This window comes from Methylobacterium sp. GC_Met_2 (assembly GCF_026540795.1).
GTDB lineage: Bacteria > Pseudomonadota > Alphaproteobacteria > Rhizobiales > Beijerinckiaceae > Methylobacterium.
This window is the reverse complement of the sequence record NZ_JALNUM010000004.1, coordinates 45438-71246: the sequence shown is the minus strand read 5'-3', so window position 1 is coordinate 71246 and position 25809 is coordinate 45438. Positions and strand designations below refer to the sequence as shown.

The window sequence follows — 25809 nt, the reverse complement described above, 5'->3', positions numbered from 1 at the left end:
AGACTTCCTTGAAAATTCATTCCTCGATACCCGCATTCAGCGCGCTTTGTGCGGCTCATTCCGAAAATGACCTCATTTTCGCATGTGCGTTTAAATCGAATTGGCGGGAGTGCGAGCTAAGCGCCTCTTAATATGTCGCAACTACAGATAGTCGGACGTGTGGGGCGACGGCCGGTGCGATGCAAGATCCCGAGACGGCAACGGAGACCAGGAGCCCGGCGAAGCCGTCGGCCACGGCGCGTGGCCTCTCGGGTTTCTTCACCACGGTCCGCGGCCGGATCTTCGTCGCGTTCCTGAGCATGAGCCTGCTCTCGGGTGCGCTTGGGCTCTACGCGGTGGTCGCGATCTCGCACATCGGCACTCTGGTCAATCGGACCTACGACGAGTCGCTGATGTCCATCAATTATGCCCGGGCGACAGCGGCCGACTTCGCCAAGATGCGCACGGCTTTCGCCCGGCGGATGCACCTGCGCAACGAGGCCGAGACGGCCAAGCTGAATGCCGAGATCGCGGATCTGTCGACGACGCTGGCCGAGGATCTGACGATCGCGGTCGAGCGCTCGCAGTCCGACCGGGCGGTGCGGACCGCCGGAGCGGTTCAGGCTGCGGTGAGCGCGTGGGAGGAGATGCGGCGCACGTTCGATCCGTCGACGGCCCGCCCGGAGCGCTGGGACGCCCTGGATCAGAAGGCCAACGCGGTCGACAATCAGATCGACCTGCTCGTGAACTACACGGCGGGCGACGGCTTCACGTTCCGGCAGGCGGCGCGCTTCCTGGTGGCGCGGGAAATGCGCGTCAACGCAATTGCGGCGGTGCTGGCGATCGTCGCCTGCGGGCTCGTCGCGTGGCTGCTCAACCGGCGCATCACCGGGCCCCTCGCGGCGGCCTCCGCGGCCGCGGAGCGGATCGCCAGCGGCCGTCTTGAGGACCGCATCCCATCCGGCGGCCGGGACGAACTCGGCAGTCTGCTCCGCTCCATGGCGGTGATGCGCGACAACATCCAGGCCATGATGGCCCGGGAGGTCAGTCAGCGCCGCCGCGCCGAGGCGCTCGTCACGGACGCGCTTCAGACCTCGCGCGAGGGCGTCGTGGTGGTCGATGCGGCGGGACGGATCGCGCTGGCCAACGCCCAGGCCCAGAAATTCTTCGCGGGGCTGGGCGAGGCGATCGAGGCCGGGATCTCCCTCTGGGGGAACCCGGAGACCACCGAATCGGCGCGACCGAAGCCCCACGGCGATTGCTTCCTGGCGCTCGCCCGCGACGGCGATATCCGGCTGGCGGACGGCCGGTGGCTCCGGGTCAGCCGCAGCGCCACCCAGCAGGGCGGCTTCATCGCGGTGTGCAGCGACATCAGCCTGCTCAAGGAGCAGGAGGATCGCCTGACCGCCACCAACCTCCGCCTCGACGCCGCCCTGGACAACATGTCCCAGGGCCTGTGCCTCTACGATGCGCAGGACCGCCTGATGGTGGTCAACCGCCGGTACAGCGAGATCTATGGCTTGGTCCCCGGTGCGGTCGAGCCCGGCATGACCGCCGTGGAGGTGATGAACGTCTGCCTCCGAGCCGGCAACCATCCGGGCTGCGATATCGAATCCTTGCTCCGCGCGCAGCGGGAGGCGTTCTACGGCGGCGTCTGGCACACGCATTTCCAGGAATTGTGCAACGGACGCATCGTCGCGATCGAGCGCCGCAAGACGGCCGATAACGGGTTCGTCGCTACCTACGAAGACGTGACAGAGCGGCGGCAGGCCGAGGCGCGCATCGCCTTCCTGGCGCATCACGACATGCTCACCGGTCTGCCGAACCGCATCGCCCTCGGCCAGCAGATCGAGGTGGCGATGGCGCAGGCGGGCCGTGATTACGGCTTCGCGGTCTTCGCCGTCGACCTCGATGATTTCCGGCCTGTGAATGAGACGCTGGGGCACGGCGTCGGCGACGAGTTGCTTACCGCAGTGGCGAACCGTCTGACCGCCTGCGTGCGCGAGATCGACTGCGTCGCCCGCCTGGGCGCCGACGAGTTCATTGTGATCCAGCGCGGCATCGACCGGCCCGAGGACGCCGCGGTCCTCGCCCGGCGGATCATCGAGGTGGTGAGTGCGCCCTACAGTCTGAGCAGCCACGAGATCAGCGTCGGTCTGACCATCGGCATCACCCTGGCGCCAAGCGACGGGACGAGCTGCGAGAAACTCCTGAAGAACGCCGAGGTCGCCCTCGACCGCGGCAAGTCCGAGGCGCGGGGCTCGTTCCGATTCTTCGAGCCCGAGATGGATGCGCGCCTGCAGGCCCGCCGGGTGCTGGAGCGGGACCTGCGCGAGGCTTTGGCCCGCGAGTCGTTCGAGGTCTATTACCAGCCGATCTACAGCCTCGACGCCGACCGGATCTGCGGATTCGAAGCCCTGTTGCGCTGGGATCACCCGGTTCGGGGTTTCATTTCCCCGGCCGAGTTCATCCCGATCGCGGAGGAACTCGGTCTGATCGTTCCGCTCGGCGAGTGGGTGCTGCGCCGGGCCTGCGAGGAGGCGGCGCGCTGGCCGGACGGGCTCAAGGTCGCGGTCAACGTGTCGGCGGTGCAGTTCACCTCGGCGAGCCTCGTCAACGTCGTGCGCGAGGCGCTGCGCCGGACCGGCCTGCCCGGCCGGCGGTTGGAGCTGGAGATCACCGAATCGGTGCTGGTGGCCAATCCCGGCGCCACGACTGCGATCCTGCACAGCCTCAAGGCGCTCGGTGTCCGCGTCGCCATGGACGATTTCGGCACCGGCTACTCGTCGCTGAGCTACCTGCGCAGCTTCCCGTTCGACAAGATCAAGATCGACCAGTCCTTCGTGCGCGATCTGTGCATCAAGGACGGGACGGATTTCATCGTGCGGGCGGTGATCGGACTCGGCGCCAACCTGGGCATGACCACCACGGCAGAGGGTGTCGAGACCGAGGCGCAACTTGCCGTTCTGCGCGCCGAGGGCTGCGACGAGGTGCAGGGCTATCTCTTCAGTCGACCCGTGCCCGTCTCGGAGGTCAACGCGGTGATCCTCCGCTGGAATGGGGCCAGCCGCGCGATCGCGTGAGCGCAAGGTCCACTCGCTTTTCCCCCCTTACGGCTACGGGCTCCACAGGTTTGGGGCTTGAGGCTGATGACAGAGCGCGACCGTCCCCTCTCCCGCTCGGGAGGGGACCCGCGCCCCTTCTAGTTGACGACTGAGCCGTCGCAGACAGCAAACCTGTGTAGCCGGTAGCCCCTTGCGGGGAAGGGCCAGGGGTGTGGGTGGTTGAGGATTGAGCGCCCCGGTGCCTCCTGCACCACCCCCACCTCCAACTCCTCCCCGCAAGGGGGAGGAGAGCGCCCTACGGTGAGCGAAGTTCGAACAGCGTTGCTTCGTCGCGAGACGGGAGGAGCGCCGAGCCCCTGCCCTACTCCGCCGCGTCGAGCCGCGGGCGCTCGACATGGCTGCGCTCGGCCTTCACCAGCTCGGCGGTGCGGAACGCCACCTCCAACGCCTGCTCCGCGTTGAGCCGCGGGTCGCAGTAGGTGTGGTAGCGGTCCTGCAGGTCGTCGGCCGTCAGCGCCCGGGCACCGCCGGTGCATTCGGTGACGTCCTTGCCGGTCATCTCCAGGTGGATGCCGCCCGCGAAAGTCCCCTCGGCGCGGTGCACGCCGAAGAAGCCCTCGATCTCCTGCATCACTCGCTCGAACGGCCGGGTCTTGTAGCGGCCGGCCGGAATCGTGTTGCCGTGCATCGGATCACAGATCCACACCACCTTGCGCCCTTCCCGCTCGACCGCGCGGATCAGTGCCGGCAGGTGGTCGCCGACCTTGTCGGCCCCGAACCGGCAGATCAGGCTGAGCCGACCCGGCTCGTTCTCCGGGTTGATCAGGTCGATCAGCCGGATCAGCCCCTCGGCCTTCATCGACGGGCCGCACTTGAGGCCGATCGGGTTATTGATGCCGCGGGCATATTCCACGTGCGCGTGGTCCGGCTGCCGGGTCCGGTCGCCGATCCACAGCATATGGCCGGAGGTCGCGTACCAGTCGCCCGTGGTCGAATCGACCCGGGTCAGCGCCTCCTCGTAGCCAAGCAGCAGGGCTTCGTGGCTGGTGTAGAAATCGGTGGTCCGCACCTCCGGATGGGTCTCCGGATTGATGCCGATCGCCCGCATGAAGTCGAGCGCATCGGTCATGCGGCCCGCCACATCCTGGTAGCGCGAGGATTGCGGTGAATCCTTCACGAAGCCCAGCATCCACCGGTGCGCGTTCTCGAGGTTCGCGTAACCGCCGGTTGCGAAGGCGCGCAGCAAGTTGAGCGTCGCGGCCGATTGACGGTAGGCTTCGAGCTGACGGCGCGGATCCGGGATCCGCGCCTCCTCCGAGAAGCCGATGCCGTTGACGATGTCGCCCCGGTAGCTCGGCAGGCTCACGCCCTCCAGCGTCTCGGTCGGCGAGGAGCGCGGTTTGGCGAACTGCCCGGCGATGCGCCCGACCTTCACCACCGGCGAGCCGCCCGCGAAGGTCAGCACCATCGCCATCTGCAGGAACACCCGGAAGAAATCACGGATGTTGTCGGCCGAATGCTCGTCGAAGCTCTCGGCGCAATCGCCGCCCTGCAGGAGAAACGCTTCGCCCGCGCCGACGCGCGCGAGTGCCGCCTTCAGCTTGCGGGCCTCACCGGCAAAAACCAGCGGCGGAAAACTCGCGATCTGCGACTCGACGGCACCCAGGGCGGCCATGTCCGGATAGGTGGGGACCTGCTCGATCGGCAGGTTTCTCCAGCTCTTCGGTGTCCAACGCTCGCCCATGGCCTCTCTCCGCGCACCCTAGAGCCGTGCCCGATCGCGTGCGGCTCTAAGTCCTTGTTGTGACGCGCGCTCTTGCGCCGAACCGGTGTCCGGTTCCGCAGAAAGCGCGCGCGTCGTGCGACCGCGCCTCACGCGCGAAGCGCGGCTTATAGAGAGGTTGCCACACCCTGACGAGTGCCGGAATGCGAGGGGCAGGCGCGAGCGGGATTCAGGCCTCGCCGTCCTCGACCTCGATCCCGTGCTCGGCGAGGATCCAGAAGATCGCCTCCAGATCCTCCGCGGACACGTCCCGAGGGGGCAGGGCCTCTTCGAGATCGTCGTAGGTCAGGCAGCGACGGCGTTGCGCCTCGGCCTTGGCGAGCAGCTGGTCGATCGCCTTGCGGATGTCGGGCGGGAGCGCATCGTGGCTCGGGGGGCGGTGGAAGGCGGGCCGCAGCGCATCCGCCAGCAGGCCGTCGATGATGGCCTGCCGCCGCGCATGCGCGTCGTCGCCCCCGCGTCCCTTGCCTGCGCTATGCTTACCCATGCCCCTGATATGGCTCGGCCGGGCACCGCGTCGAGGCCCTGAGACTCTGGAGCCCTCAGCCGACGCCCACCGGATGCTTGGTCACCTCCGGCACGCGCATCGTCACGAGTTCCTCGGCGGCCGTCGGGTGGACCGCGATGGTCCGGTCGAAATCGGCCTTCGTGGCGCCCATCGTCACCGCGATGCCGACCACCTGGATGACCTCGCCGGCATCGTGGCCGAAGATGTGGACGCCCACCACCCGGTCGGTCGCGCAATCGACGATCACCTTCATCAGGATACGCTCCTCGCGGCCGGAGAGCGTCGCCTTCATCGGGCGGAAACGCGCCTTGTAGACGTCGATCTTGCCGTAGATCTCCCGCGCCGCCGCCTCGCTGTGGCCGACGACCCCGATCTCGGGGGTCGAGAACACCGCGGTCGGGATCAGGCGGTGATCCACGCAGGACGGCTTGCCGCCGTAGACCGTGTCGGCGAAGGCGTGACCCTCGCGAATCGCCACCGGGGTCAGGTTGGCGCGGTTGGTCACATCGCCGACCGCGTAGATCGACGGGACCTTGGTCTGGGAATACGCATCCACCGGGATCGCCCCGGCGGCGTCGAGGTCGACGCCGATCCGGTCGAGGCCCAGGCCCTCGACATTGGGCCGTCGTCCGGTGGCGATCAGCACCTGATCGACGGCAATCTCGCTACCGTCGTCCAGTCGGGCGCAGAGGGCACCGTCCCGTCGCTCGATGCCCGTGAGGGTACGGCCGAGCCGCAGGTCCATCCTGTGACCGTAGGCCTCCGCGAGGGCATCGCGAACCTCGTCGTCGAACCCGCGCAGCAGCCGGTCGCCCCGGTGCAGCAGGGTCGTGGCGCTGCCCAAAGCCGCGAACACGCCCGCGAACTCGGCAGCGATGTAGCCGCCACCGATCACCAGAATGCGCTCCGGCAGGCTCTCCAGCTCGAACACCTCGTTCGAGGTGATCGCCAGTTCGATGCCGGGCACGGCCGGCTCCTTCACCGGATGGGCGCCGACCGCCACGAGGATCCGCTCCGCCCGGATGGTACGGCCGGATTTAAGGAGGCGCACCGTGTGCGGATCCTCGATCACGGCCCGTTCGGGCACGATCTCGACACCGGCCCGGATCAGGTTGGCGTCGTAGATGCTTTCGAGCCGGGTGACCTCCGCGTCGCGGCGCTGCTTGAGCTTCGACCAATCGAAGCGCGGCTTCTCCACCGTCCAGCCGAAGCCGGCGGCGTCCTCGAACTCGTCGGTGAAGCGGCCGGCATAGACCATCAGCTTCTTCGGGACGCAGCCGCGGATCACGCAGGTTCCGCCGACCCGGTATTCCTCGGCCAGCGTCACCTTGGCGCCGTAACCCGCCGCGATCCGCGCCGCGCGCACGCCTCCCGAACCGCCGCCAATGACGAAGAGGTCCACGTCGAAAGCGCTCATGCGGGGCCGTCCATCCTGGGGGTCGTTTCCGCGCGCGGCCGGGACGCCTCGCGCATCCACGAGATGGCAGCGCCGAGACCTGCCGTCCACCACGCCGCCCAGCTGTTGTGCTCCACGAAGGCGATCGCGACCGCACAGGCGACGAGGCCGAGCGCCGCGGCACGGTCGGGCTGATCCAGCCGGGCGAGGCGGGCGAGCATCAGCATCAGGGTCAGCGCCGCGAGGAGCGCGCCGGGCAGGCCGAGCTCGGCCCAGACCTGAAGGAAGCTGTTATGCGGGTGCCCGACCCCGAGCAGCACGCGCATCTCGGGTGCGAGCGTCTGCGCGGCCGGGGTCTCGGCGAAGCGCGCGCTGGTGCCGAAACCCGCACCCCGCCAGGGATCGGCCGCCACCGCCGTGCCGAAGCTGCGCGCGATCGCGACCCGCGCCCGGGAGGAGGATTGCACGAGACGCTCGTGCGCCGATTCGGGCATGATGTGGGCGAGGAGATCACCCTCGACAGGGGCGAGCGCCACCGCGAGACCGAGGCCCAGACCGGCAAGACCGATTCCGGCGCGCCGGGGCAGAAGGCGGCCCGCCGCGAACATCGCGCCGCCGGCGAGCAGGCCGAGCTGGGCGGCGCCGCTGATCGAGCGCAGCACGCCGAGCGCCGCAGAGACCAGCGTGACCGCCGCCAGGCCGCGGGCGCGCTGCCGCCAGAGGACCAGGGCGAGCGGGCCGGCCACGAGGTCGAGGGTGAGCGCCGGCCGGTTGTGCACGAAGGCGGCGGCCCGATGCCCCAGGGCCCTCTCCAGGGCGAGATCGGAGGCCAGATCCACGGCGATCAGCAATCCGGCGAGCGCGATCGAGGCAGCCCCAACCCGCGGCGCGAAAGCCGGGATGCGCCCGGGGGCGAGGCAGGCCAGGAGATAGGCCGCCGTGAGCGCCGGGAGGAACTCGCCTGCCATCCGCAGCGACACGGCCGGGAACGGACTCCAGGCGATCGAGACGAGGCTCCACGCCAGGAACCCGAGCGCCGCTCCGGCGAGCGGGGTGCCGAGCGGTGCCAGGATCCGGCGCGCCGCGTCGCCACGGTCCTCGATCACGCGCCCCGCAAGGAATGCGAGCGCCGCCAGCCCGATCACCAGCGGGCTCGACCGATTGGCCAGCACCATCGCAAGCGGCATCCCGGCGAGGCAAACGCCGCCCGCGGCGTAGAGGCGGCCGGGGGAGCCCGCGCAGGCGTTCGAGGGGACTTTCACGGCAGCCCTCTCAAGGCCGTGAAGCCAAGCGCGCGGCAAGAGATCGATGCAGCATGCCTCAATGACACGCCTCCCCTCTCATCGTGGCTACGCGCGGTCGTGTGCTGGATCCGGGTCGTAGTCCGCTTGCGCTCCATACGCCCGGGAAAGGGTGGAGCCACAACCGGTTCGCCGCGATGTTCTCGCATGCGGGCCCGACGCCCCGGTGGGGTGGGGCCTTCACTGCATCTGGTGCCCGCGCTTGCCCATTTCGGCGCGGACGCGGACCATGACGTATTCCGACACGTCCTGGGTCCAGTCCTGCATCTCCTGCACCATCTCGTCGAGAAGTTGCGGCTGCGCCTCGACGTAGTGCTTGCCGGCGGGTGAGCGGAAGAAGGTCGCGATCTCCTGCAGCTCGGCCTCCGAGAACTTCGTCGCGTAGGTGCGGGCCGCGATGTCGATCATGCGCTGCTTCTGCAGCTCCATCTCGGGTTGCAGCGAGGCCAACACGTCGTCGAGATCCTTGGCGAGTTCCGGCCGGGTGACGGACTGCTTGCGGATCTGGTCGGCGAAGGCGGGCAGCACCGAGTCGAATGAGCGGGCGATGCCGGAACTGAGCATCACCTCGCGGGCCAGGGCGAGATGGTTCGGGGTCATGGCCGGTGCCGCCGGCGTGTTGGCGGCGGGCGTGCTGGGCTGGGCCGCAGGCTTTGCCGGCGCCGGCTTATGAGCCTGCGCGAAGGCAGCGGACGGAAGCGCGAGGCCAAGCGCGAGGCCGAGCGCGGCGGTGAGGCGTCGGGACATGCTGGGTTGATCCTGCGAGGATGGCTTGCGGGGGAAGCGGCGCCTCAGGCGAGGCTGCCGAGAACGGTGATGTCGGCTTGCCCGTCCCGTGCGGCCGCCAGGATCGCGGCGTTCGCGATGCCGAGGAACAGGCCGTGCTCGACGACCCCCGGGACAGCCCAGAGCGCGGCGCCGAGCGCCTCGGGATCGGGGATCGCGCCGAGATGGGCGTCGAGGATGTGGTGTCCGCCATCGGTGAGCAGGGGCGCGCCGTCGGGACGCTGCCGCAGCCGGACGGCGCCGGAGCAGCCGGCATCCGCGACGGCTCTCTCCACGGCCCGGTGGGTGGCGGTGAGGCCGAAGGGATTCACCTCGATCGGCAGCGGGAAGGCGCCGAGCCGGTCCACGCGCTTGGCCGCATCGGCGATCACGACCATGCGGTGGCTGGCGCAGGCGACGATCTTCTCCCGTAGGAGCGCCGCGCCGCCGCCCTTGATCAGGCGTAAGCTGCCATCCACCTCGTCGGCGCCGTCGATGGTCAGGTCGAGCTCCGGCTGCTCGTCGAGGGTGGCGAGACGGATGCCGAGGCCTTCGGCCTGGGCCCGCGTCGCTTCGGAGGTTGGCACGCCGAGGATGTCGAGACCGTCACGGACCCGCTCGCCCAGCAGCGCCACGAAGGCGGCAGCCGTGGAACCGGTGCCGAGGCCGAGCCGCATGCCGGGCGCCACGAGGTCGAGGGCGCGCGCCGCTGCGGCCCGGCGCAGATCCGGCCCGCTCACCGGGAGCGAGCCCGGTCGACAAGGTTAAGCGAGGGGGCGCACGTCATGGGCCGGACTTTCCGCGAGGATCGCGCGGCCCCTAGCACGGGACTCGGCCGACCGGAACGCCCGCTCCGACAATGCGGCGTCAAAAGCGGCCGCCTTGAGCCGGCGTGGCGCTGGCGCCGGCCCGGCCGGGGGCCGGACCGGTCAGTGGCGTGTCGGAGGCGCCGTCCGTCCCCGGCTTGCCCTGCTGGGTGCAGACGACCTGCTCCTTCTTGACCAGCACGAAGCAGATGCTCATCTCGCCGGTCCGGTAATTGACCCGGAAGACGCCGGCCTCGCGGGTGTGACGGCTCGCCACCAGCCCGTATTCCGAGGGGGTCTGCGGCCCGGCGCCCTCCCCGGCACCGAAGCAGACGGTCTGGCCGATGCCGCCGGCCGATTCCTGGAGGCCGTACTGGCAGGACGTGACCTCGCCGGTCACCTTGTCGACCCGGTACATGCGGTTCAGATCGATCTGCGGGGCCGGCACGAACTCGTAGGATGTCGCGGCGGCCGGCGCGACGGGGAGCGCCGCGCAGGCGGCCAGGAGGAGCAGAGACGGTTTCATCGTTGATTCCGGGGCGGGGACCTGCAGGCTTTCGCCGGGCTTTCGGGCGAGTCTGGGGCGCAGCGATCGATGATCCGCCGGGACGCGGCGCAGCAGGGGTGCCAGCTTGCCGATAGCAGCGCCCCCCGGTAGCGAGGCCCGTGCCAGCCAGGAGCTTCATCGCTATGTCCGCCGCTTCCACGACCCGTCCGCCCATCGCCGTGTTCGATCTCGACGGCACCCTGGCGGAGACCGCGGGGGACCTGATCGGCACGCTGAACGTGCTGATGCGGCGCGAAGGTTTGCCCGAGCTTCCGCTGTCGCAGGCCCGCGGGCTGATCGGCGCCGGTGCCAAGGCGCTGATCCGGCGCGGTTTCGAGGCGGAAGGACGTGCGCTGTCTCCGGAGGATCACGAGCGGCTGTTCGAGGCCTTCATCGCCCATTACGGCGAACACCTCGCCGACACGTCGCACCTCTTCCCGGGTGTCGTCGAGGCGCTCGATGCGCTGGAGGCCGACGGTTACCGGCTCGCAGTCTGCACCAACAAGTACGAGGGTCAGTCGGTCGAGCTGCTGCGCCTTCTCGGGATCGGCCACCGCTTCGCAGCCATCTGCGGCCGCGATACCTTCCCCCAGTTCAAGCCCGATCCGCGCCATCTCGCCGGGACGATCGAGCGCGCCGGCGGCGATCCGGCCCGTGCCGTGATGGTCGGTGATTCCCGCACGGACATCGACACCGCCAAGGCGGCCGGCATCCCGGTGGTCGCCGTGACCTTCGGCTACACCGACCGGCCGGTGACCGAGCTCGGACCCGACCGGGTGATCGAGCATTTCTCGGAGCTTCCTGCAGCAATCCGGGACTTGGCGCCGGCAAAAACCGCCTGAGGTGTCAGCCGAGCCAGCGCCGAAGCCGGGCCACGGCTTCGTGGCACTCGGCTTCCGAGCCCGCGAACGAGAACCGGACGTGGTGGCTGCCGAGATCCGGATCGAAGTCGAGGCCCGGTGTCGCCGCGACATGGGCCTCGTCGAGCATCCGCCGGCAGAAATCCGCAGCGTCATTGGTGAGATTCGCCACGTCCGCATAGAGGTAGAAGGCGCCGTCGGCCGGGTGCACGCGCCCGAGGCCGAGGCCCGGCAGCGCGTCGAGCAGGATGGTGCGGTTGCGCGCATAGCCGTCGCGGACGGCGTCGAGTTCCTCCGTCGCGTCGAAGGCTGCCAGCGCCCCGATCTGCGACAGGTAGGGCGCCGAGATGTAGAGATTCTGCGCCAGCCGCTCGATCGGGCGGACCAGGGTTTCCGGCACCACCATCCAGCCGACGCGCCAGCCGGTCATGCAGTGGTACTTGGAGAAGGAGTTGATCACGACCGCTTCGGGGTCGAAGCGCAATGCCGTTTCGGTTGGCAGGCCGTAGCTGAGGCCGTGATAGATCTCGTCCGAGATCAGCGGCAGGCCGAGGCTGCGGGTCGCGGCACAGAGGTCCCGCAGGGCCGCCTCCGTGATGACGGTGCCGGATGGGTTGGCGGGACTCATCACCAGCGCCCCGGAAACCGGTGCCCTTGCGTGGGTCTCGCGCAGGAGCGCAGCGGTCGGGGCGAACCGGTCCTCCGCGCGCAGGATCATCGGGGCGGGCACGAGGTCGAGGGCGGACAGGATGTTGCGATAGGCCGGATAGCCCGGCTGCGGCACGGCGACACGTGCGCCGGCATCGAACAGGCTCATGAAGGCCAGCACGAAGCCCGCCGATGACCCCGTGGTGATGACCACCCGCTCCGGCGGAATCGAGACGCCGTGACGCTCCGCATAGTCCCGGGCGATGCGCGCGCGTAAAGCCGGCAGACCGAGGGCTTCGGTGTAGGGGACGCGCCCGGTCGCCAAAGCATTCTGCGCCGCCGCGATCACGGCGCGCGGTGCCGGGGCCGAGGGCTGACCGACCTCCATCCGCACCACGTCGGCACCGGCGCGCACCTTGGCGGCGGCGGCGGCCATCACGTCCATGGCGAGGAACGGCTGGACGATGGCGGCGCGTCTGGAGATCGGGGTCATGGGATCCTTCTCTGTGCCGGATGCGGCAGCACGGCCGAGGCGATCCGGTCGGGCTCCGAAGGTTAGTTCGCCACCCCGGAGGCCTCAACCGCCAGGCGCGGCAGCGCTGCCCTTGCGGAACCGATCCGTGACACGCGCATCCGATTGACCCGATGCCGTGAAAACGCCAAACCCAGCGCCTACCGCTCGCGCCCAGTGCGGGCCGGCTTGCCCCGCAAGCGAGGATCCATGCCGTTCATCCGCCCCCTGCCCGCGCTGGCCCTGGCGCTCGGCCTCGTCGCCGTTCCTGCCCTCGCGCAGACTGCCGGAGCGCCCGCCGCCTCCCCGTTCACGGACGCGCAGCGCGCCGGGATCGAGGCGATCGTGAAGGACTACCTCGTCAAGCACCCCGAGGTGCTGCAGGAGGCATTGGCCGAGGCCGAGAAGCAGCAGGCCGAGACGCAGCGCCTCGCCCAGGCTGCCGCGCTTAAGGAATCCCGCGACTCGCTTCTCAACGGGCCGCACGATGTCGTGGCCGGCAATCCCTCGGGCGACGTCACGATGGTCGAGTTTTTCGATTACAATTGTGGCTACTGCCGCAAGGCCCTGGGCGACGTCCAGGCGCTGATCAAGTCCGATCCGAAGCTGCGGGTGGTGATCAAGGACTTCCCGGTGCTCGGCCCGGAATCGCTTGAGGCCAGCCAGGTTGCCGTCGCGGTGCGTCAGCAGCTGAAGGGCGATAAGCTGTTCGAGTTCCACCAGAAGCTGCTGGAAACCAAGGGCCGTGTGAACGGAGCTCGGGCCATCCAGGTCGCCAAGGATATGGGCGTCGACACCGCCAAGCTGCAGAAGGACATGGCCTCCCCCGAGGTGAAGGCGGCGCTCAGCGAGAACCGCGGCCTCGGCGACCGGCTCGGCCTGTCGGGCACGCCGGCTTTCATCATCGGCGACGAGGTGATCCCCGGCGCGGTCGGCGTCGATCCGATCCGCAAGACAATCGCCGACGTGCGTCAGTGCGGCCACGCTTCCTGCTGAGGAGACGGGCCTCTCAGTCGCCCGGAGCAAAGGCGGGTGCGGCCTTGTCGCGCCGCACCGCCTTCGTCTAAGAGCCGCCAGCCGCAGGGCCGTTTTCCACCGCCGACTCGATGGGCGGACCGACGCGCCGCGATACGAAGTAGGCCGGATGCCAAAGAACGACGCCATCGATCCCGAGCTCGTGCGCGAGCTCGCAAACCTCGTCACCGAGACGGGCCTCTCCGAGATCGAGGTCGAGAAGGGCGACCTGCGCATCCGCGTCGTGCGCCGGCTCGAGCCTGTGAGCGTTCAGGTCGCGGCGGGTGCGCCCGTGGCCGCTCTGGCTGCGCCTCCGGGACAGTCTGTGCCGTCCGCCCTGGCTCCGGCCGAGCCGCAGCGGACGCAGGCCGGGACCGTGCCCTCGCCGATGGTCGGGACCGCCTATCTGCGCGCCTCCCCCGACGCCAAGGCGTTCGTGGATGTCGGCGCGAAAGTCGAGGTCGGCGACAAGCTGTTGCTGATCGAGGCGATGAAGACCTTCAACGAGATCGTAGCGCCCCGCGCCGGCACGATCAGCGCCATCTTCGTCGAGGACGGACAGCCGGTCGAGTTCGGCGAGGCCCTGCTCGTCATCAGCTAAAGCGCTCTCCGACGAGGTAAACACCGGTTCGGCGCAAGAGAGCGCGTCACAACAAGGGGTTATAGCCGTGCACGATTGCGACGCGATCGAGCACGGCTCTAGGGTGTCCGTGGGCACACCGCCGCTTAACCAGAGGATAGCGCCTCCTGCGCGGTTCGGTATCGCCAGGACGCCCTAACGGGTCCGATGTTCGACAAGATCCTGATCGCGAACCGGGGTGAGATCGCCTTGCGCATCCTGCGGGCGGCTAAGGAACTCGGAATCGCCACCGTGGCGGTCCATTCCACGGCGGATGCCGACGCCATGCACGTCCGGCTCGCCGACGAGAGCGTCTGCATCGGGCCGCCGGCGGCGCGCGACAGCTACCTGAACATCCCGTCGATCATCGCGGCCTGCGAGATCACCGGGGCGGACGCGGTCCATCCCGGCTACGGCTTCCTGTCGGAGAATGCCCGCTTCGCCGATGTGCTGGCGCACCATCAGATCGGCTTCATCGGCCCCAAGGCGCAGCACATCCGCACCATGGGCGACAAGATCGAGGCCAAGCGCACGGCGCTCAAGCTCGGCATCCCCTGCGTGCCGGGCTCCGAGGGTGGCGTGGAGGATATCGATACCGCCAAGCGGGTCGCTGCCGAGATCGGCTACCCGGTCCTGGTCAAGGCGGCGGCGGGCGGCGGCGGGCGCGGCATGAAGGTCGCGCGCTCCGAGGCCGAACTGGAGCAGGCCATCGGCATGGCCAAGTCCGAGGCCAAGGCCGCCTTCGGCGACGACGCGGTCTACCTCGAGAAGTACCTCGAGAAGCCCCGGCACATCGAGGTGCAGGTCCTGGGTGACGGCCGCGGCGGTGCCGTGCACCTCGCCGAGCGCGACTGCTCGCTGCAGCGCCGCCACCAGAAGGTCTGGGAGGAAGGCGGCTCGCCCGCCCTCAACGAATCGATGCGCGCCGAGATCGGCGGTATCTGCGCCAACGCCATGAAGGAACTGGGCTATCTCGGCGCCGGGACCGTCGAGTTCCTGTACGAGGATGGCAAGTTCTACTTCATCGAGATGAACACCCGCATCCAGGTCGAGCATCCCGTGACCGAGATGATCACCGGGATCGATCTGGTGATTGAGCAGATCCAGGTCGCGTCGGGCGGCGCCTTGTCGGTCAGCCAGTCGGACATCAAGGTCGAGGGCCACGCCATCGAGTGCCGGATCAACGCCGAGCACCCGGAGACCTTCCGGCCCTCGCCGGGCGTGATCACCCATTATCACACCCCCGGCGGGCTGGGTGTCCGCGTCGATTCCGCCGCCTTCCAGGGCTACCGGATCCCGCCGAATTACGATTCGCTGATCGGCAAGCTGATCGTGCACGGCCGGACCCGCAACGAGTGCCTGATGCGCCTGCGCCGGGCGCTCGACGAGTTCGTCATCGACGGGATCGACACGACGCTGCCCCTGTTCCGGACCCTGGTCCGCAACCCGGACGTGCAGAACGGCCTTTACGACATTCACTGGCTGGAGCATTTCCTCGAAGACGGCGGCATGAAGGTCTGACCGGGCTGCGGCGACCGCGGCAGGCCGTCCCCTCTGGTCTTCGCGTCGGACACGCGCGACATTCAGGCCATGCACGACAGCCACCGCGTGGACATCACCCCCGAGATCCTGCTGAAGGCCTACGCGGCGGGCATCTTTCCGATGGCCGAGGACGCGCAGGACCCGACCCTCTACTGGGTCGAGCCGAAGGCCCGCGGCGTCCTGCCCCTCGACGCGTTCCGCGTGCCCAAGCGCCTCGCCCGGACGGTGCGGTCCGACCAGTTCGAGGTGCGGTGCGATACGGATTTCAACGGCATCATCGACGGCTGCGCCGCCCCCCGCCGTGACAGCGAGCGGACCTGGATCAACGGCCGCATCCGGGACCTCTACGGGGCGCTGTTCGATGTCGGCCACGTCCACACGGTCGAGGTCTATGCGGGCGACGACCGGCGGCTGGTCGGCGGCCTCTATGGCGTCTCGCTCGGGGCGGCCTTCTTCGGCGAGAGCATGTTCCACGAGGTCCGCGACGCCTCGAAGGTCGCGCTGGTGCATCTGATGGGCCGCCTGCGCGCCGGGCATTACCGGCTCGCCGACACGCAGTTCGTCACCGATCACCTCGCGCAATTCGGCGCGGAGGAACTGCCGCGGCATGTCTACAAGCGCCGCCTCGCCGCGGCGCTGGAAGAGGTCGCCGACTGGAACGTCTGGCCGGGGGACGGCTCGGTGACCGGTGCGCAGGTTCTGGAGGCGCTGGGCGACCAGGGCGACGCTTAGAGCGCCTTCCGCCGAAATGGACACCGGTTCGGCGCAAGAGTACGCGTCACATTAAGCGCTAAGAGCCACGCACGATTGCAACGCGATCGGGCACGGCTCTCAAGCGGGTGCGGCTCGCTCAGCGGAACAGCGCGTCGAACAAGTTCTGCGGCTGCTGCGGCGGAGGCGGCGGGGCCGGCGCCGGACCCTCGTTCGACGGGAAAAACTTGCGCGAGGGCTTCTGGCGGGGCTGAACCGGCACGCCGCGCGGCGCCTCGACATCGACCTGGCCGGCGGCGTTGATCTGCTGAGCGGTCTTGGTGCTATCCTTGCCCGCGCGCTTGGTCTTCTCCGGTTTGGCCGCGACGGCGGGAACGTCCTCCTGCTCCTTGGCCTCGGCGATCACGTCGGCGCCGCCTTTGCAGTCGACCAGCCAGACATCGTAGATCGGGTGTTCGATCGCGTGCAGCCCGGGGCTCGACGCGAACATCCAGCCGGTGAAGATCCGGCGATACTTGTTGTCGAGGGTGACCTCGTCGACCTCAAGGAAGGCCGTGGTCTTGGGGCTCTCGGTCGGCGGGCGCGTGTAGCAGACCCGCGGGGTCAGCTGCAGGGCGCCGAACTGCACCGTCTCGTCGACCGCGACCTCGAACGACACGATCCGGCCAGTGATCTTGTCGAGCCCGGAGAACACCGCGGTCGGGTTCTTGATCTTATCGGCCGCAGCCGGCCCTGCCAGAACGGCGAGCGCGAGGCTCGGGGCAAGCACCAAGCGTGCGAGGGCGATGATGCGGCTCAAGGCGCGGATCCCGAAGCGAGGGAGGCCGGCCGCGCCAACGGATGCGCGGCGGACATGGCGAGTGCCCCGCCATCAACACCGGAACGGTGGCAGCAAAAGGGCGCCTGAACCGCCCCGCGATGGCTGTTATTCGCCCGGGGTCCAGGACACGTAATCGCCGGTCGCCGCCGGGCGTTGGCCCCAGGAGAGCTGCGAGCCCTGCGGCCGGTAGGCGTTCGGCGTGCCGGTCTGGTTCTCCATGTGGGGCTGCTGCCACGCGCGAGGCTGGTAGTTCTCCTCGCTCGGCGCAACATCGACGTTGTGGCAGAGCCAGCCGCGCCAGCCGGGCGGCACCTTCGAGGCGTCGGCGTAGCCGTTATAGACCACCCACCGGCGCTCAGAGCCGACAGAGCGGTCGATCAGCGCCCCTTCCGCCTTGTAGTACTTGTTCCCGAAATCATCCTCGCCGACGAAGATGCCGGTGCGCGCGGTCTGGAGCGCGAGGGAGACGGTCTGGCCGTTCCACCACGTAAAGACGCGCAGCAAAGTGTCCTTCAGCGCCATCGCCGGTCCCGGAATCGTGTCGCGCCGCTCGGACGCTTTCCGGCGCTGTTATGGTGACCGTACGCGCGCGAGTCCAGCGCGCCGAATGATGTGTCGCTACGCGGTAGCGTCAAGGGACGGTTCCCGCCCAAGCCCTGAAATCACAGGCGCGTGACGCTGTGAATCCAAAATATTCCCGAACCGAATCTCGGAAGCCGGAACGACACTTACGCAGGCCTCAGCGGATATCCACAGGATTCTGCAAGCCGGCACAACATCTAGCGTGGAACTGAGCAGCGGAACACCACTTGTTGACGTGGGAGCCTATGGAGCGGTATTCTCGCTGTATCGGTCGCGCTCCGGAGTGGCGTGTGCAGCAGGGGCGGCCGTTCCAAGATTTCGCATGCGTGGCCGGGGTCGGCTCAACCTATGAGCGTGGCCTGCTTCGCATCCCACTATCGGGAATAGACCCCGCTTCGTGCGGGGCCGGGGCCTTCGTGTCCCGTCGGGAGAGGTGTGTTTCATGCGGTTCGAGCGTCGCTACACAACGGCCGGACAATCGCCCTACGCCAGCATCACGTTCCGCAAGGCGCTGAGCGAGATCCGCAACCCGGACGGCTCGGTGGTGTTCCGCCTCGACGGCATCGACGTGCCGGAGAGCTGGAGCCAGGTGGCGAGCGACGTGCTCGCGCAGAAGTACTTCCGCAAGGCGGGCGTGCCGGCGCGGCTGCGCAAGGTCGAGGAGAACGCGGTCCCGTCCTTCCTGTGGCGTTCGGTGCCGGACGATGCTGCCCTCGCCGAGCTGCCCGAGGACGAACGCTTCGTCTCCGAATCTTCGGCCACGCAGGTGTTCGACCGGCTCGCCGGCTGCTGGACCTATTGGGGCTGGAAGGGCGGCTACTTCTCGTCGGAGGACGACGCATCGGCGTTCATGGACGAGCTGCGCTTCATGTTCGCCCGCCAGATGGTGGCGCCGAACTCGCCGCAATGGTTCAACACCGGCCTGCATTGGGCCTACGGCATCGATGGACCGAGCCAGGGCCACTATTACTGCGACCCGCAGACCGGCGTGCTGACCAAGTCGGCCTCGGCCTACGAGCATCCGCAGCCGCATGCCTGCTTCATCCAGTCGGTTCAGGACGACCTCGTCAACGAGGGCGGCATCATGGACCTGTGGGTGCGCGAGGCGCGCCTGTTCAAGTACGGCTCCGGCACGGGCTCCAACTTCTCGATGCTGCGCGGCGAGAACGAGAAACTCGGCGGCGGCGGCAAGTCGTCCGGCCTGATGAGTTTCCTCAAGATCGGCGACCGGGCGGCCGGCGCGATCAAGTCGGGCGGCACCACGCGGCGCGCCGCCAAGATGGTCATCGTGGATATCGATCACCCCGATATCGAGTCCTTCATCGACTGGAAGGTGAAGGAGGAGCAGAAGGTCGCCGCCCTGGTGACCGGTTCGAAGGTGGTCTCCAAGCACCTGAACCTGGTGATGAAGGCTTGCACGCAATGCGAGGCCGAAGGCGACGCCTGCTTCGATCCGGAGCGCAACCCGGCGCTCAAGCGTGAGATCAAGGCCGCCCGCCGCGCCTCGGTGCCGGATTCCTACATCAAGCGCGTCGTGCAGTTCGCCCGGCAGGGCTTCACCAAGATCGACTTCCCCGTCTACGATACCGATTGGGATTCCGAGGCCTACCTCACGGTCGCCGGCCAGAACTCCAACAACTCGGTCTCGCTGACCGACGACTTCCTGCGCGCTGTCGAGGCGGATGCCGACTGGACCCTCCAGGCGCGCACCACCGGCAAGGCCACCAAGACGCTGCCGGCGCGTGAGCTGTGGGAGAAGATCGGCGAGGCTGCCTGGGCTTCGGCGGATCCGGGCCTGCACTTCAACACGACGATGAACGACTGGCACACCTGCCCGGCGGGCGGGCGGATCCGGGCCTCGAACCCGTGCTCCGAGTACATGTTCCTCGACGACACCGCCTGCAACCTCGCCTCGGCGAACCTGCTGACGCTCTATGATCGCGAGACCAAGCGCTTCGATGTCGAGGCGTTCGAGCACCTCAATCGCTTCTGGACGGTCGTGCTCGAGATCTCGGTGATGATGGCGCAGTTCCCGTCGAAGGAGATCGCGGAACTGTCCTACCGTTACCGGACGCTGGGCCTCGGCTACGCCAATATCGGCGGCCTGCTGATGACCATGGGCCTGCCCTACGATTCGGATGCGGGCCGGGCTCTGGCCGGCGCGCTCACCGCGATCATGACCGGCGTCGCCTACGCCACCTCGGCCGAGATGGCGGCCGAACTCGGCACCTTCCCGGCCTACGACGAGAATGCCGATGCGATGCTGCGGGTCATCCGCAACCATCGCCGGGCAGCCTACGGCGAAAGCGAGGGCTACGAGTTCCTGAACGTTGCTCCGGTCGGGCTCGACCACGCCAACATTCCGCAGGCGGACCTCGGCGACCATGCCCGTGCCGCCTGGGACCGGGCGCTGAAGCTCGGCGAGGAGCACGGCTACCGCAACGCCCAGGCCACCGTGATCGCGCCGACCGGCACGATCGGCCTCGTGATGGATTGCGACACCACCGGCATCGAGCCCGACTTCGCCCTGGTGAAGTTCAAGAAGCTGGCCGGCGGCGGCTACTTCAAGATCATCAACCAGGCCGCGCCGGACGCCCTGCGGGCTTTGGGCTACCGGGAATACGAGATCGCCGAGATCGAGGCCTACGCGGTCGGCCACGGCTCGATGGGTCAGGCGCCGGGCATCAACCCGACGACTTTGCGCGCCAAGGGTTTTTCGGACGAGAAGATCGCGGCTGTTGAGAAAGGCCTGAAGTCGGCCTTCGACATCAAGTTCGTGTTCAACCGCTGGACGCTCGGCGACGACTTCCTGACGCAGGCCCTGAAGGTCCCCGCGGAAAAGCTGTCGGACCCGACCTTCGAGCTGCTCCCCTTCCTCGGCTTCTCGAAGAAGGAGATCGAGGCCGCCAACACCCATATCTGCGGGGCGATGACGCTGGAGGGCGCGCCCTTCCTCAAGCTCGAGCACTACCCGGTGTTCGATTGCGCCAATCCGTGCGGCCGGATCGGCAAGCGCTACCTCTCGGTCGAGAGCCACATCCGCATGATGGCGGCGGCGCAGCCCTTCATCTCGGGGGCGATCTCCAAGACCATCAACATGCCGAACGACGCCACGGTGGAGGATTGCAAGGCGGCCTACCTGCTGTCCTGGCGCCTCGCCCTCAAGGCGAACGCCCTCTACCGCGACGGCTCCAAGCTGTCGCAGCCGCTCAACTCGGCCCTCATTGCGGATGAGGACGACGAGGCCGATGACGCGATCGAGGCCCTGATCCAGGCCCCGGCCGCCGCCAAGGCCGCCGCGGTGGCGGAGAAGATCGTCGAGCGGGTGATCGAGCGGGTGGAGCGGATCCGCTCCCGCGAGAAGCTGCCGACCCGCCGGAAGGGCTACACCCAGAAGGCGGTGGTGGGCGGCCACAAGGTCTACCTGCGCACCGGCGAATACGACGATGGCCGCCTCGGCGAGATCTTCATCGACATGCACAAGGAGGGCGCGACTTTCCGGAGCCTGATGAACAACTTCGCCATCGCGATCTCGCTCGGCCTCCAGTACGGCGTGCCGCTGGAGGAATACGTGGAGGCCTTCACCTTCACGCGGTTCGAGCCGGCCGGTTTCGTGCAGGGCAACGACGCGATCAAGAACGCGACGTCGCTCCTCGACTACGTGTTCCGCGAGCTGGCGGTTTCGTATCTCGGCCGCGCCGACCTCGCCCATGTCAGCCCCGCCGAGATCGGCGGTACGGTGATCGGCGGCGGCGAGAGTGGCGACACGACCCGCGAGGGTCCCAAGCCCGCCGCGGCCTCCTCCGTCGTCTCCCGCGGCCTGCTGCGCGGCTCGGCCGACCGGCTCACCTTGATCCAGGGTGGCCCGGCCGGTGCAAGCCTGGGTGTCGGTGCGGCGAACGCCGGCCAGTCGGCTCCGGCCGGCGGGATCGTCCACGCGATCCGCGGCAGCACGGCGCTGAAGACGGAGCCGGCTGTGGCCGGTCAGGCCGAGACGATCGCCGACACCCTCCCCTTCGCGAAGGCGGAGCGGAGCGTCGCCGACCGGCGCGCCGAGGCGAAGATGAAGGGCTATGTCGGCGAGGCCTGCCCGGAATGCGCGAACTTCACGCTGGTCCGGAACGGCACCTGCCTGAAGTGTGACACCTGCGGCGGCACCACCGGCTGCTCGTAGTCACCGGGCCTGTCCCGTAAGCACCATCGACGCGGTGTCGCTCCGGCGACGCCGCGTCGCGCTGTTTCGAAGTTTAACGCCAGTGCCCGCGGTCATTGGCGGGCGATTGTGCGTTCCGCCATCCGGAACGTCACGCAGATCCGCAAGTTCTGTTCTCGCTCAACGGCGGAGACGAACCTTGCAACCACCCGTGCGCTACAGCCCTGACGTCGAGATGGTGAAGCCGGACGAGGCTGAGACCATCGCGGGACTGTGCCAGACCTTCGACACGATCCTGCAGCGTGTCGCCGACGATTCCGGCCATGCCGTCCGGTCCGTCCACGCGAAGGCCCACGGCATCCTCGAAGGGGTGATGCGCATCGCGGACGGCCTGCCGCCGGAGCTGGCGCAGGGGCTGTTCGCCAAGCCCGGTACGCACAGGGTCTACATGCGCCTGTCGACCAATGCGGGCGACATCCTGCCCGATGCCGTCTCGCTGCCACGCGGCCTTGCCGTGAAGGTGCTCGACGCTCCCGGGGAGCGCCTGCCCGACGCAGAGGGGACGACGCAGAACTTCATCATGGTCAACGGACCCGTCTTCCAGGCGCCGGACGCCCAGAAGTTCCTTGGCAGCCTGAAGCTGCTCGCCGGCACCACCGACCGGGCCGAAGGCCTCAAGGTCGCCGCCTCCACGGTGCTGCGCGGCGTCAACAAGGCGCTGCAGGCTGTCGGCGTCGAGAGCCCGACCCTTGCCTCCCTCGGCGGCGCGCCGAACGTCGATCCCCTTGGCGAGACCTATTACAGCGTGACGCCGTTTCGCTTTGGCGACTACATCGCCAAGTTCTCGCTCCGCCCGGTCTCGTCCGGGCTGACCGAGTTGACCGGCACCGAGATCGACGCGTCCGGCCGGCCTGACGCGATCCGCGAGACCGTCCGTTCCGAAATGTCCGGCATTGAGGGCGTGTGGGAGTTCCGGGTGCAGCTCTACCGCGACCTGAACCGCCAGCCGGTCGAGGATCCGACCGTCGCGTGGGACGAGGAGGAAGCGCCGTTCCAGCGGGTCGCGACCATCACGGTTGGACCGCAGGACAGCTGGGACGCGGCTCGGGTCCAGGCGGTCGATGAGGGGATGCGGTTCAGCGTCTGGACCGGCCTCGCGGCGCACCGGCCGCTCGGTAACATCAATCGCGCCCGCAACGCGCCCTACCGGCACTCGGCTGCGTTCCGCGAGCGCTTCAACGGCTGCCCGATCCACGAGCCGGCGGCGCGCTGAGAAGGCTCGGTGCCGGATCCTGCGGGACCCCGGCCTGTCGCGGCGCGTTGGCCCGATGAATTCCCTGGAGTACGCGCCATGACGTTTTTCACCGGCTTTCGGCCCGGATTGGCCCTTTTGTTGATGTCCGGCGCGGCGCTCCTGTCGGCGCCGGCCTCTGCGCAGGACAAGCCGTCCGGCCAAGCGACGCTCACCAGAGTGACGGGCTTCGATCATCAGGTCACGGGCGTCACCGCCAGCCGGGATGGGCGACTGTTCGTAAATTTCCCCCGGTGGAGCGAGGATGCCCCGGTCTCGGTCGCCGAGCTGAAGGACGGCAAGCCCGTCCCCTTCCCGGACGCGGAATGGAACGGCTGGCGCAACGCGAAGTCCGACACGGTGGACCCCAAGACGCATTTCGTCTGCGTCCAGAGTGTCGTGGCCGACCAGCAGGACCGGCTCTGGGTTGTCGACGCGGCCGCCCCCGCCATGGCCCACGTGATCAAGGACGGCCCTAAGCTCGTCGGTATCGATTTGAAGACCAACACGGTCGTGAAGACCATCCCGTTCGACACCAGCACCGTCCTGCAGGCCTCCTACATCAACGACGTCCGCATCACGTCGGACGGGAAGACCGCGTTCCTCACGGATTCCGGGGCCGAGGGCGCGCTGATCGTCGTGGATCTCGACAGCGGCTCGGCCAAGCGTGTGCTGTCCGGCCACGCCTCGACCATGCCGGACAAGAGCGTCACCGTCGAATACGACGGGGCGCCGTTGCGCCGGCCCGACGGACGCGGCGTCAACTTCGCGGCGGACGGCATCGCCCTCTCGCCCGACGGCAAGACGCTGTATTGGCAGGCGATCAAGGGCAAGACGCTCTACAGCCTGCCGACCGATGCGCTCACCGGCTGGGCCACGTCGTCCTTCGTGCCCGAGATGCTGAGCGACCGGACGCTCAGCGGAAAGATCGTCACGGTCGGCGAAAACGGCCCGGCCGACGGCCTGCTGATCGCCCGCAAGGACGGCCGGATGTACGTGACCTCGCCGCAGGACAATGCCGTGAAGGTCCGCGACCTCACGCAGAACGGATCGAGCCTCACCACCCTGGTCCAGGATTCGCGGTTGCGCTGGCCCGACACGTTCAGCGAGGGGCCGGACGGCACGATCTACGTGACGACCTCGCACATCCAGGATTCGGCCGATTACAAGCCGGGCGCGCCGATCGCCCTGCCGACCGAGCTTTGGGCGATCAAGTCCGGCGCGGGCGAAGCGACGGGCTCGACCGGAGGCGTGGCGCGCTGAGGCGCCGCGCTCATCGGGGTGGTGCCGTCTCCACCGGGTTGCCGAACAACGGGGTCTCGGCGGCGGCGTTGACGATCACGGCGACATCACCCGGCAGCAGGAAGCCGTCCGCCTGCGCGGCGCGGGCGGCCACGCCGACGCGGGTCACGTAGTCCTGCTGGGACCTGTACCGCTCGGCCAGTGACGGCAGACCGGTATCGTTCGCGTCGCGCGTGCGGGCGAAGGGCTGATAGGCGCCGACCAACGAACAGGTGAACGTGGTGAGCGGCGCGTTCTGGCCCCCGTAAACCCCCAGCGGCACCGCGATGTCCGGCAGCCGCACGCCGCCGATCGGATTCCCATCGGCATCCCGCTGCGGCACCTGCACGACCGCGTCCGGCAACGCCTTCGGGGCTTGCAGGACGGTCGTATCCTCCGGCGCGGGCTGGAGCGGCATCAGCCGGGTCGCAGGTGGCGGCGTGTTCCGCGCCACCCATCCGTCCAGCCGCTGCAGGGTCGCCCGGGCCACGGGGGCCCAGTCGAGCCGGCCGGGCGGACGCGTGCAGCGATCCGCCTTCAGGACGGTGACGTGCGACGCCCCGGCGACATCGTACATCCGCACGTTTGCGGGCAACGGCAGATCGGCGGTGCCGTGCCCACCGGTCCGGCCAAGCGATGCACGCAACGACGCGTAATCGACCGTGGAGTTGAGCAGCATCATCTTGGGCGGCACGTCCCCGCGCGCCTCGACGGTGCGGACGATCTCGCCGATGGTCAGCGGCCCGTCGTTGACGCCCGGATAATCTGGATCGGCGAAATTCGGGGTCTTGTCGCCGCTCGAATGCGGCCCGGGGCCGGATTGCAGGATCGGTAGCACGCCCGCGCCGGAGACGAAGACGTCCATCCCGTCGAACACGCGCCGGCCCTGCGCGACGTTGAAGCCGTGCAGCAGGAACGTCTTGAGGAACCGCCCATCCTGGGACTTGCCGGTGCCGATCGTCCGGTTGATCGCGCCGGCGAGCGGGTTGCGCGTTCCCGTCGAATCGGACGCCGCATGGGCGAGGAAATCCGCGGTGTCGCGCACGATCGCGAAGCCGACGCCCTCGACGAAGCGCCGCTTCCCGTCCGGATCGGTGAAGGATGGCAGATCCGCGCCGCGGCCGAGTTCCCAGAAGACCTCCGCGACGGCATAGCCGCGATCCTCCAGGAAGCCGGTGCCGGGTTCGAGGTTGCCGGACTGCATCGGGACGGTGCGCGGGCTGTTGTAGAGCGCGTTGGCGTAGGCGTTTCCGCGGTTCGGCACGTCCACCAGCAGCGCGCCGTTACCGGCAGCGGGATCGGCCGGGATGAACAGGATGACGCGCGCCGCGTACGCGACCTTGCCGTCCTGGGTGCGCTCCGCCTTGTCGAGGTCGGGAATGCCGCCGGCGTCGGGCGCGAGCTCACCGTGCACCGTTCCATCGAGCCGGACGTAATCCCCGGCCGCGAAAGCGCCATAGGCTTGCCGGCCGGTGATCTCGAGCCGCGTCACCTCGGCTCGCGCAGCGCTCCCGCATAACGCGACGGCGACCAGCGTGGCAGCACCCAGACAGCGTCCCATGGCGATCCCCGTGCCGGTCCGGCCTCCTCCGAGCCGGATCCGCCCCGGACCATCGCCGTGGCCGGA

The 25809-nt window shown here is 68.7% G+C and carries 20 protein-coding genes; 9 read left to right on the top strand and 11 right to left on the bottom strand.

All coding sequences use genetic code 11. The features are described from left to right. Positions 1–179 precede the first annotated feature (179 nt). The gene (locus OXS49_RS02805) at positions 180–3062 is read left to right on the top strand and encodes an EAL domain-containing protein (protein WP_267421620.1); all 2883 of its coding nucleotides are present in this window, start codon (positions 180–182) and stop codon (positions 3060–3062) included. A gap of 343 nt (positions 3063–3405) precedes the next feature. On the opposite strand, the gene OXS49_RS02800 is transcribed toward OXS49_RS02805, so the two are convergent. The 7 genes from OXS49_RS02800 to OXS49_RS02770 all read right to left on the bottom strand — a co-directional run bounded on the left by OXS49_RS02800 (position 3406) and on the right by OXS49_RS02770 (position 10129). Then, positions 3406–4788, bottom strand: a complete 1383-nt coding sequence (locus OXS49_RS02800) for a 3-deoxy-7-phosphoheptulonate synthase class II (RefSeq protein ID WP_267421618.1) — start codon at positions 4786–4788, stop codon at positions 3406–3408. Positions 4789–4996: 208 nt separating this feature from the next. Then, positions 4997–5314: an RNA polymerase sigma factor region1.1 domain-containing protein gene (locus OXS49_RS02795; protein ID WP_267421616.1), complete on the bottom strand. Its 318-nt coding sequence runs from the start codon at positions 5312–5314 to the stop codon at positions 4997–4999. A gap of 55 nt (positions 5315–5369) precedes the next feature. Beyond that, a complete protein-coding gene (gor, locus tag OXS49_RS02790; RefSeq protein ID WP_267421614.1) occupies positions 5370–6752 on the bottom strand; it encodes a glutathione-disulfide reductase in 1383 nt (460 codons plus the stop codon). Beyond that, complete coding sequence (locus OXS49_RS02785; protein ID WP_267421726.1) at positions 6749–7918, bottom strand: O-antigen ligase family protein; 1170 nt, start codon at positions 7916–7918, stop codon at positions 6749–6751. The genes gor and OXS49_RS02785 overlap by 4 nt, the downstream gene beginning before the upstream one ends. 294 nt (positions 7919–8212) lie before the next feature. Further along, positions 8213–8779 carry a DUF2059 domain-containing protein gene (locus tag OXS49_RS02780; protein WP_244003170.1) on the bottom strand — a complete coding sequence of 189 codons (567 nt, stop codon included), beginning with the start codon at positions 8777–8779 and terminating at the stop codon, positions 8213–8215. Between the two features lie 44 nt (positions 8780–8823). After that, the gene (rpiA, locus tag OXS49_RS02775; RefSeq protein WP_267421612.1) at positions 8824–9537 is read right to left on the bottom strand and encodes a ribose-5-phosphate isomerase RpiA; all 714 of its coding nucleotides are present in this window, start codon (positions 9535–9537) and stop codon (positions 8824–8826) included. Positions 9538–9664: 127 nt separating this feature from the next. Next, entirely contained in the window at positions 9665–10129 is a 465-nt protein-coding gene (locus tag OXS49_RS02770; protein ID WP_267421610.1) for a hypothetical protein, read from the bottom strand. A gap of 164 nt (positions 10130–10293) precedes the next feature. Between OXS49_RS02770 and gph the strand changes: the two genes are divergently transcribed. Further along, positions 10294–10992, top strand: a complete 699-nt coding sequence (gph, locus tag OXS49_RS02765; RefSeq protein ID WP_267421608.1) for a phosphoglycolate phosphatase — start codon at positions 10294–10296, stop codon at positions 10990–10992. A 4-nt stretch (positions 10993–10996) separates the two neighbouring features. Here the strand turns inward: gph and OXS49_RS02760 are convergent, their stop codons facing one another. Further along, on the bottom strand, positions 10997–12151 hold the full coding sequence (locus OXS49_RS02760) for an aminotransferase class I/II-fold pyridoxal phosphate-dependent enzyme (protein ID WP_244003161.1): 1155 nt from the start codon (positions 12149–12151) through the stop codon (positions 10997–10999). A 228-nt stretch (positions 12152–12379) separates the two neighbouring features. On the opposite strand from OXS49_RS02760, the gene OXS49_RS02755 reads away from it, so the two are divergent. The 4 genes from OXS49_RS02755 to aat all read left to right on the top strand — a co-directional run bounded on the left by OXS49_RS02755 (position 12380) and on the right by aat (position 16076). Next, positions 12380–13165 (top strand): DsbA family protein, encoded by a 786-nt coding sequence (locus OXS49_RS02755; protein ID WP_244003159.1) that lies wholly within the window; start codon positions 12380–12382, stop codon positions 13163–13165. Positions 13166–13313: 148 nt separating this feature from the next. Further along, positions 13314–13784 carry an acetyl-CoA carboxylase biotin carboxyl carrier protein gene (gene accB / locus OXS49_RS02750; RefSeq protein WP_267421603.1) on the top strand — a complete coding sequence of 157 codons (471 nt, stop codon included), beginning with the start codon at positions 13314–13316 and terminating at the stop codon, positions 13782–13784. A gap of 186 nt (positions 13785–13970) precedes the next feature. Continuing rightward, the gene (gene accC, locus OXS49_RS02745; protein WP_267421601.1) at positions 13971–15323 is read left to right on the top strand and encodes an acetyl-CoA carboxylase biotin carboxylase subunit; all 1353 of its coding nucleotides are present in this window, start codon (positions 13971–13973) and stop codon (positions 15321–15323) included. A 69-nt stretch (positions 15324–15392) separates the two neighbouring features. Continuing rightward, entirely contained in the window at positions 15393–16076 is a 684-nt protein-coding gene (aat, locus tag OXS49_RS02740) for a leucyl/phenylalanyl-tRNA--protein transferase (RefSeq protein ID WP_244003153.1), read from the top strand. A 118-nt stretch (positions 16077–16194) separates the two neighbouring features. On the opposite strand, the gene OXS49_RS02735 is transcribed toward aat, so the two are convergent. Next, on the bottom strand, positions 16195–16854 hold the full coding sequence (locus tag OXS49_RS02735) for a DUF2155 domain-containing protein (RefSeq protein WP_244003151.1): 660 nt from the start codon (positions 16852–16854) through the stop codon (positions 16195–16197). Between the two features lie 126 nt (positions 16855–16980). Next, positions 16981–17397: an NADH:ubiquinone oxidoreductase subunit NDUFA12 gene (locus OXS49_RS02730; protein WP_243921347.1), complete on the bottom strand. Its 417-nt coding sequence runs from the start codon at positions 17395–17397 to the stop codon at positions 16981–16983. 502 nt (positions 17398–17899) lie between these two features. Here OXS49_RS02730 and OXS49_RS02725 point away from each other — a divergent pair. From OXS49_RS02725 to OXS49_RS02715, 3 genes are all read left to right on the top strand, one after another. Continuing rightward, entirely contained in the window at positions 17900–21631 is a 3732-nt protein-coding gene (locus OXS49_RS02725) for a vitamin B12-dependent ribonucleotide reductase (protein WP_267421597.1), read from the top strand. 178 nt (positions 21632–21809) lie between these two features. Further along, the gene (locus OXS49_RS02720) at positions 21810–22883 is read left to right on the top strand and encodes a catalase family protein (RefSeq protein ID WP_267421594.1); all 1074 of its coding nucleotides are present in this window, start codon (positions 21810–21812) and stop codon (positions 22881–22883) included. A 78-nt stretch (positions 22884–22961) separates the two neighbouring features. Then, complete coding sequence (locus OXS49_RS02715) at positions 22962–24164, top strand: L-dopachrome tautomerase-related protein (RefSeq protein ID WP_267421591.1); 1203 nt, start codon at positions 22962–22964, stop codon at positions 24162–24164. Between the two features lie 10 nt (positions 24165–24174). On the opposite strand, the gene OXS49_RS02710 is transcribed toward OXS49_RS02715, so the two are convergent. Continuing rightward, the gene (locus OXS49_RS02710) at positions 24175–25674 is read right to left on the bottom strand and encodes an alpha/beta hydrolase domain-containing protein (protein ID WP_267421589.1); all 1500 of its coding nucleotides are present in this window, start codon (positions 25672–25674) and stop codon (positions 24175–24177) included. Between the last annotated feature and the right edge of the window lie 135 nt (positions 25675–25809).

Coding starts and splice junctions, on each gene's coding strand:
- OXS49_RS02805 (WP_267421620.1), top strand. CDS start 180: ATGCAAGATCCCGAGACGGCAACGGAGACCAGGAGCCCGGCGAAGCCG.
- OXS49_RS02800 (WP_267421618.1), bottom strand. CDS start 4,788: ATGGGCGAGCGTTGGACACCGAAGAGCTGGAGAAACCTGCCGATCGAG.
- OXS49_RS02795 (WP_267421616.1), bottom strand. CDS start 5,314: ATGGGTAAGCATAGCGCAGGCAAGGGACGCGGGGGCGACGACGCGCAT.
- gor (WP_267421614.1), bottom strand. CDS start 6,752: ATGAGCGCTTTCGACGTGGACCTCTTCGTCATTGGCGGCGGTTCGGGA.
- OXS49_RS02785 (WP_267421726.1), bottom strand. CDS start 7,918: ATGCCGCTTGCGATGGTGCTGGCCAATCGGTCGAGCCCGCTGGTGATC.
- OXS49_RS02780 (WP_244003170.1), bottom strand. CDS start 8,779: ATGTCCCGACGCCTCACCGCCGCGCTCGGCCTCGCGCTTGGCCTCGCG.
- OXS49_RS02770 (WP_267421610.1), bottom strand. CDS start 10,129: ATGAAACCGTCTCTGCTCCTCCTGGCCGCCTGCGCGGCGCTCCCCGTC.
- gph (WP_267421608.1), top strand. CDS start 10,294: ATGTCCGCCGCTTCCACGACCCGTCCGCCCATCGCCGTGTTCGATCTC.
- OXS49_RS02760 (WP_244003161.1), bottom strand. CDS start 12,151: ATGACCCCGATCTCCAGACGCGCCGCCATCGTCCAGCCGTTCCTCGCC.
- OXS49_RS02755 (WP_244003159.1), top strand. CDS start 12,380: ATGCCGTTCATCCGCCCCCTGCCCGCGCTGGCCCTGGCGCTCGGCCTC.
- accB (WP_267421603.1), top strand. CDS start 13,314: ATGCCAAAGAACGACGCCATCGATCCCGAGCTCGTGCGCGAGCTCGCA.
- accC (WP_267421601.1), top strand. CDS start 13,971: ATGTTCGACAAGATCCTGATCGCGAACCGGGGTGAGATCGCCTTGCGC.
- aat (WP_244003153.1), top strand. CDS start 15,393: ATGCACGACAGCCACCGCGTGGACATCACCCCCGAGATCCTGCTGAAG.
- OXS49_RS02730 (WP_243921347.1), bottom strand. CDS start 17,397: ATGGCGCTGAAGGACACTTTGCTGCGCGTCTTTACGTGGTGGAACGGC.
- OXS49_RS02725 (WP_267421597.1), top strand. CDS start 17,900: ATGCGGTTCGAGCGTCGCTACACAACGGCCGGACAATCGCCCTACGCC.
- OXS49_RS02715 (WP_267421591.1), top strand. CDS start 22,962: ATGACGTTTTTCACCGGCTTTCGGCCCGGATTGGCCCTTTTGTTGATG.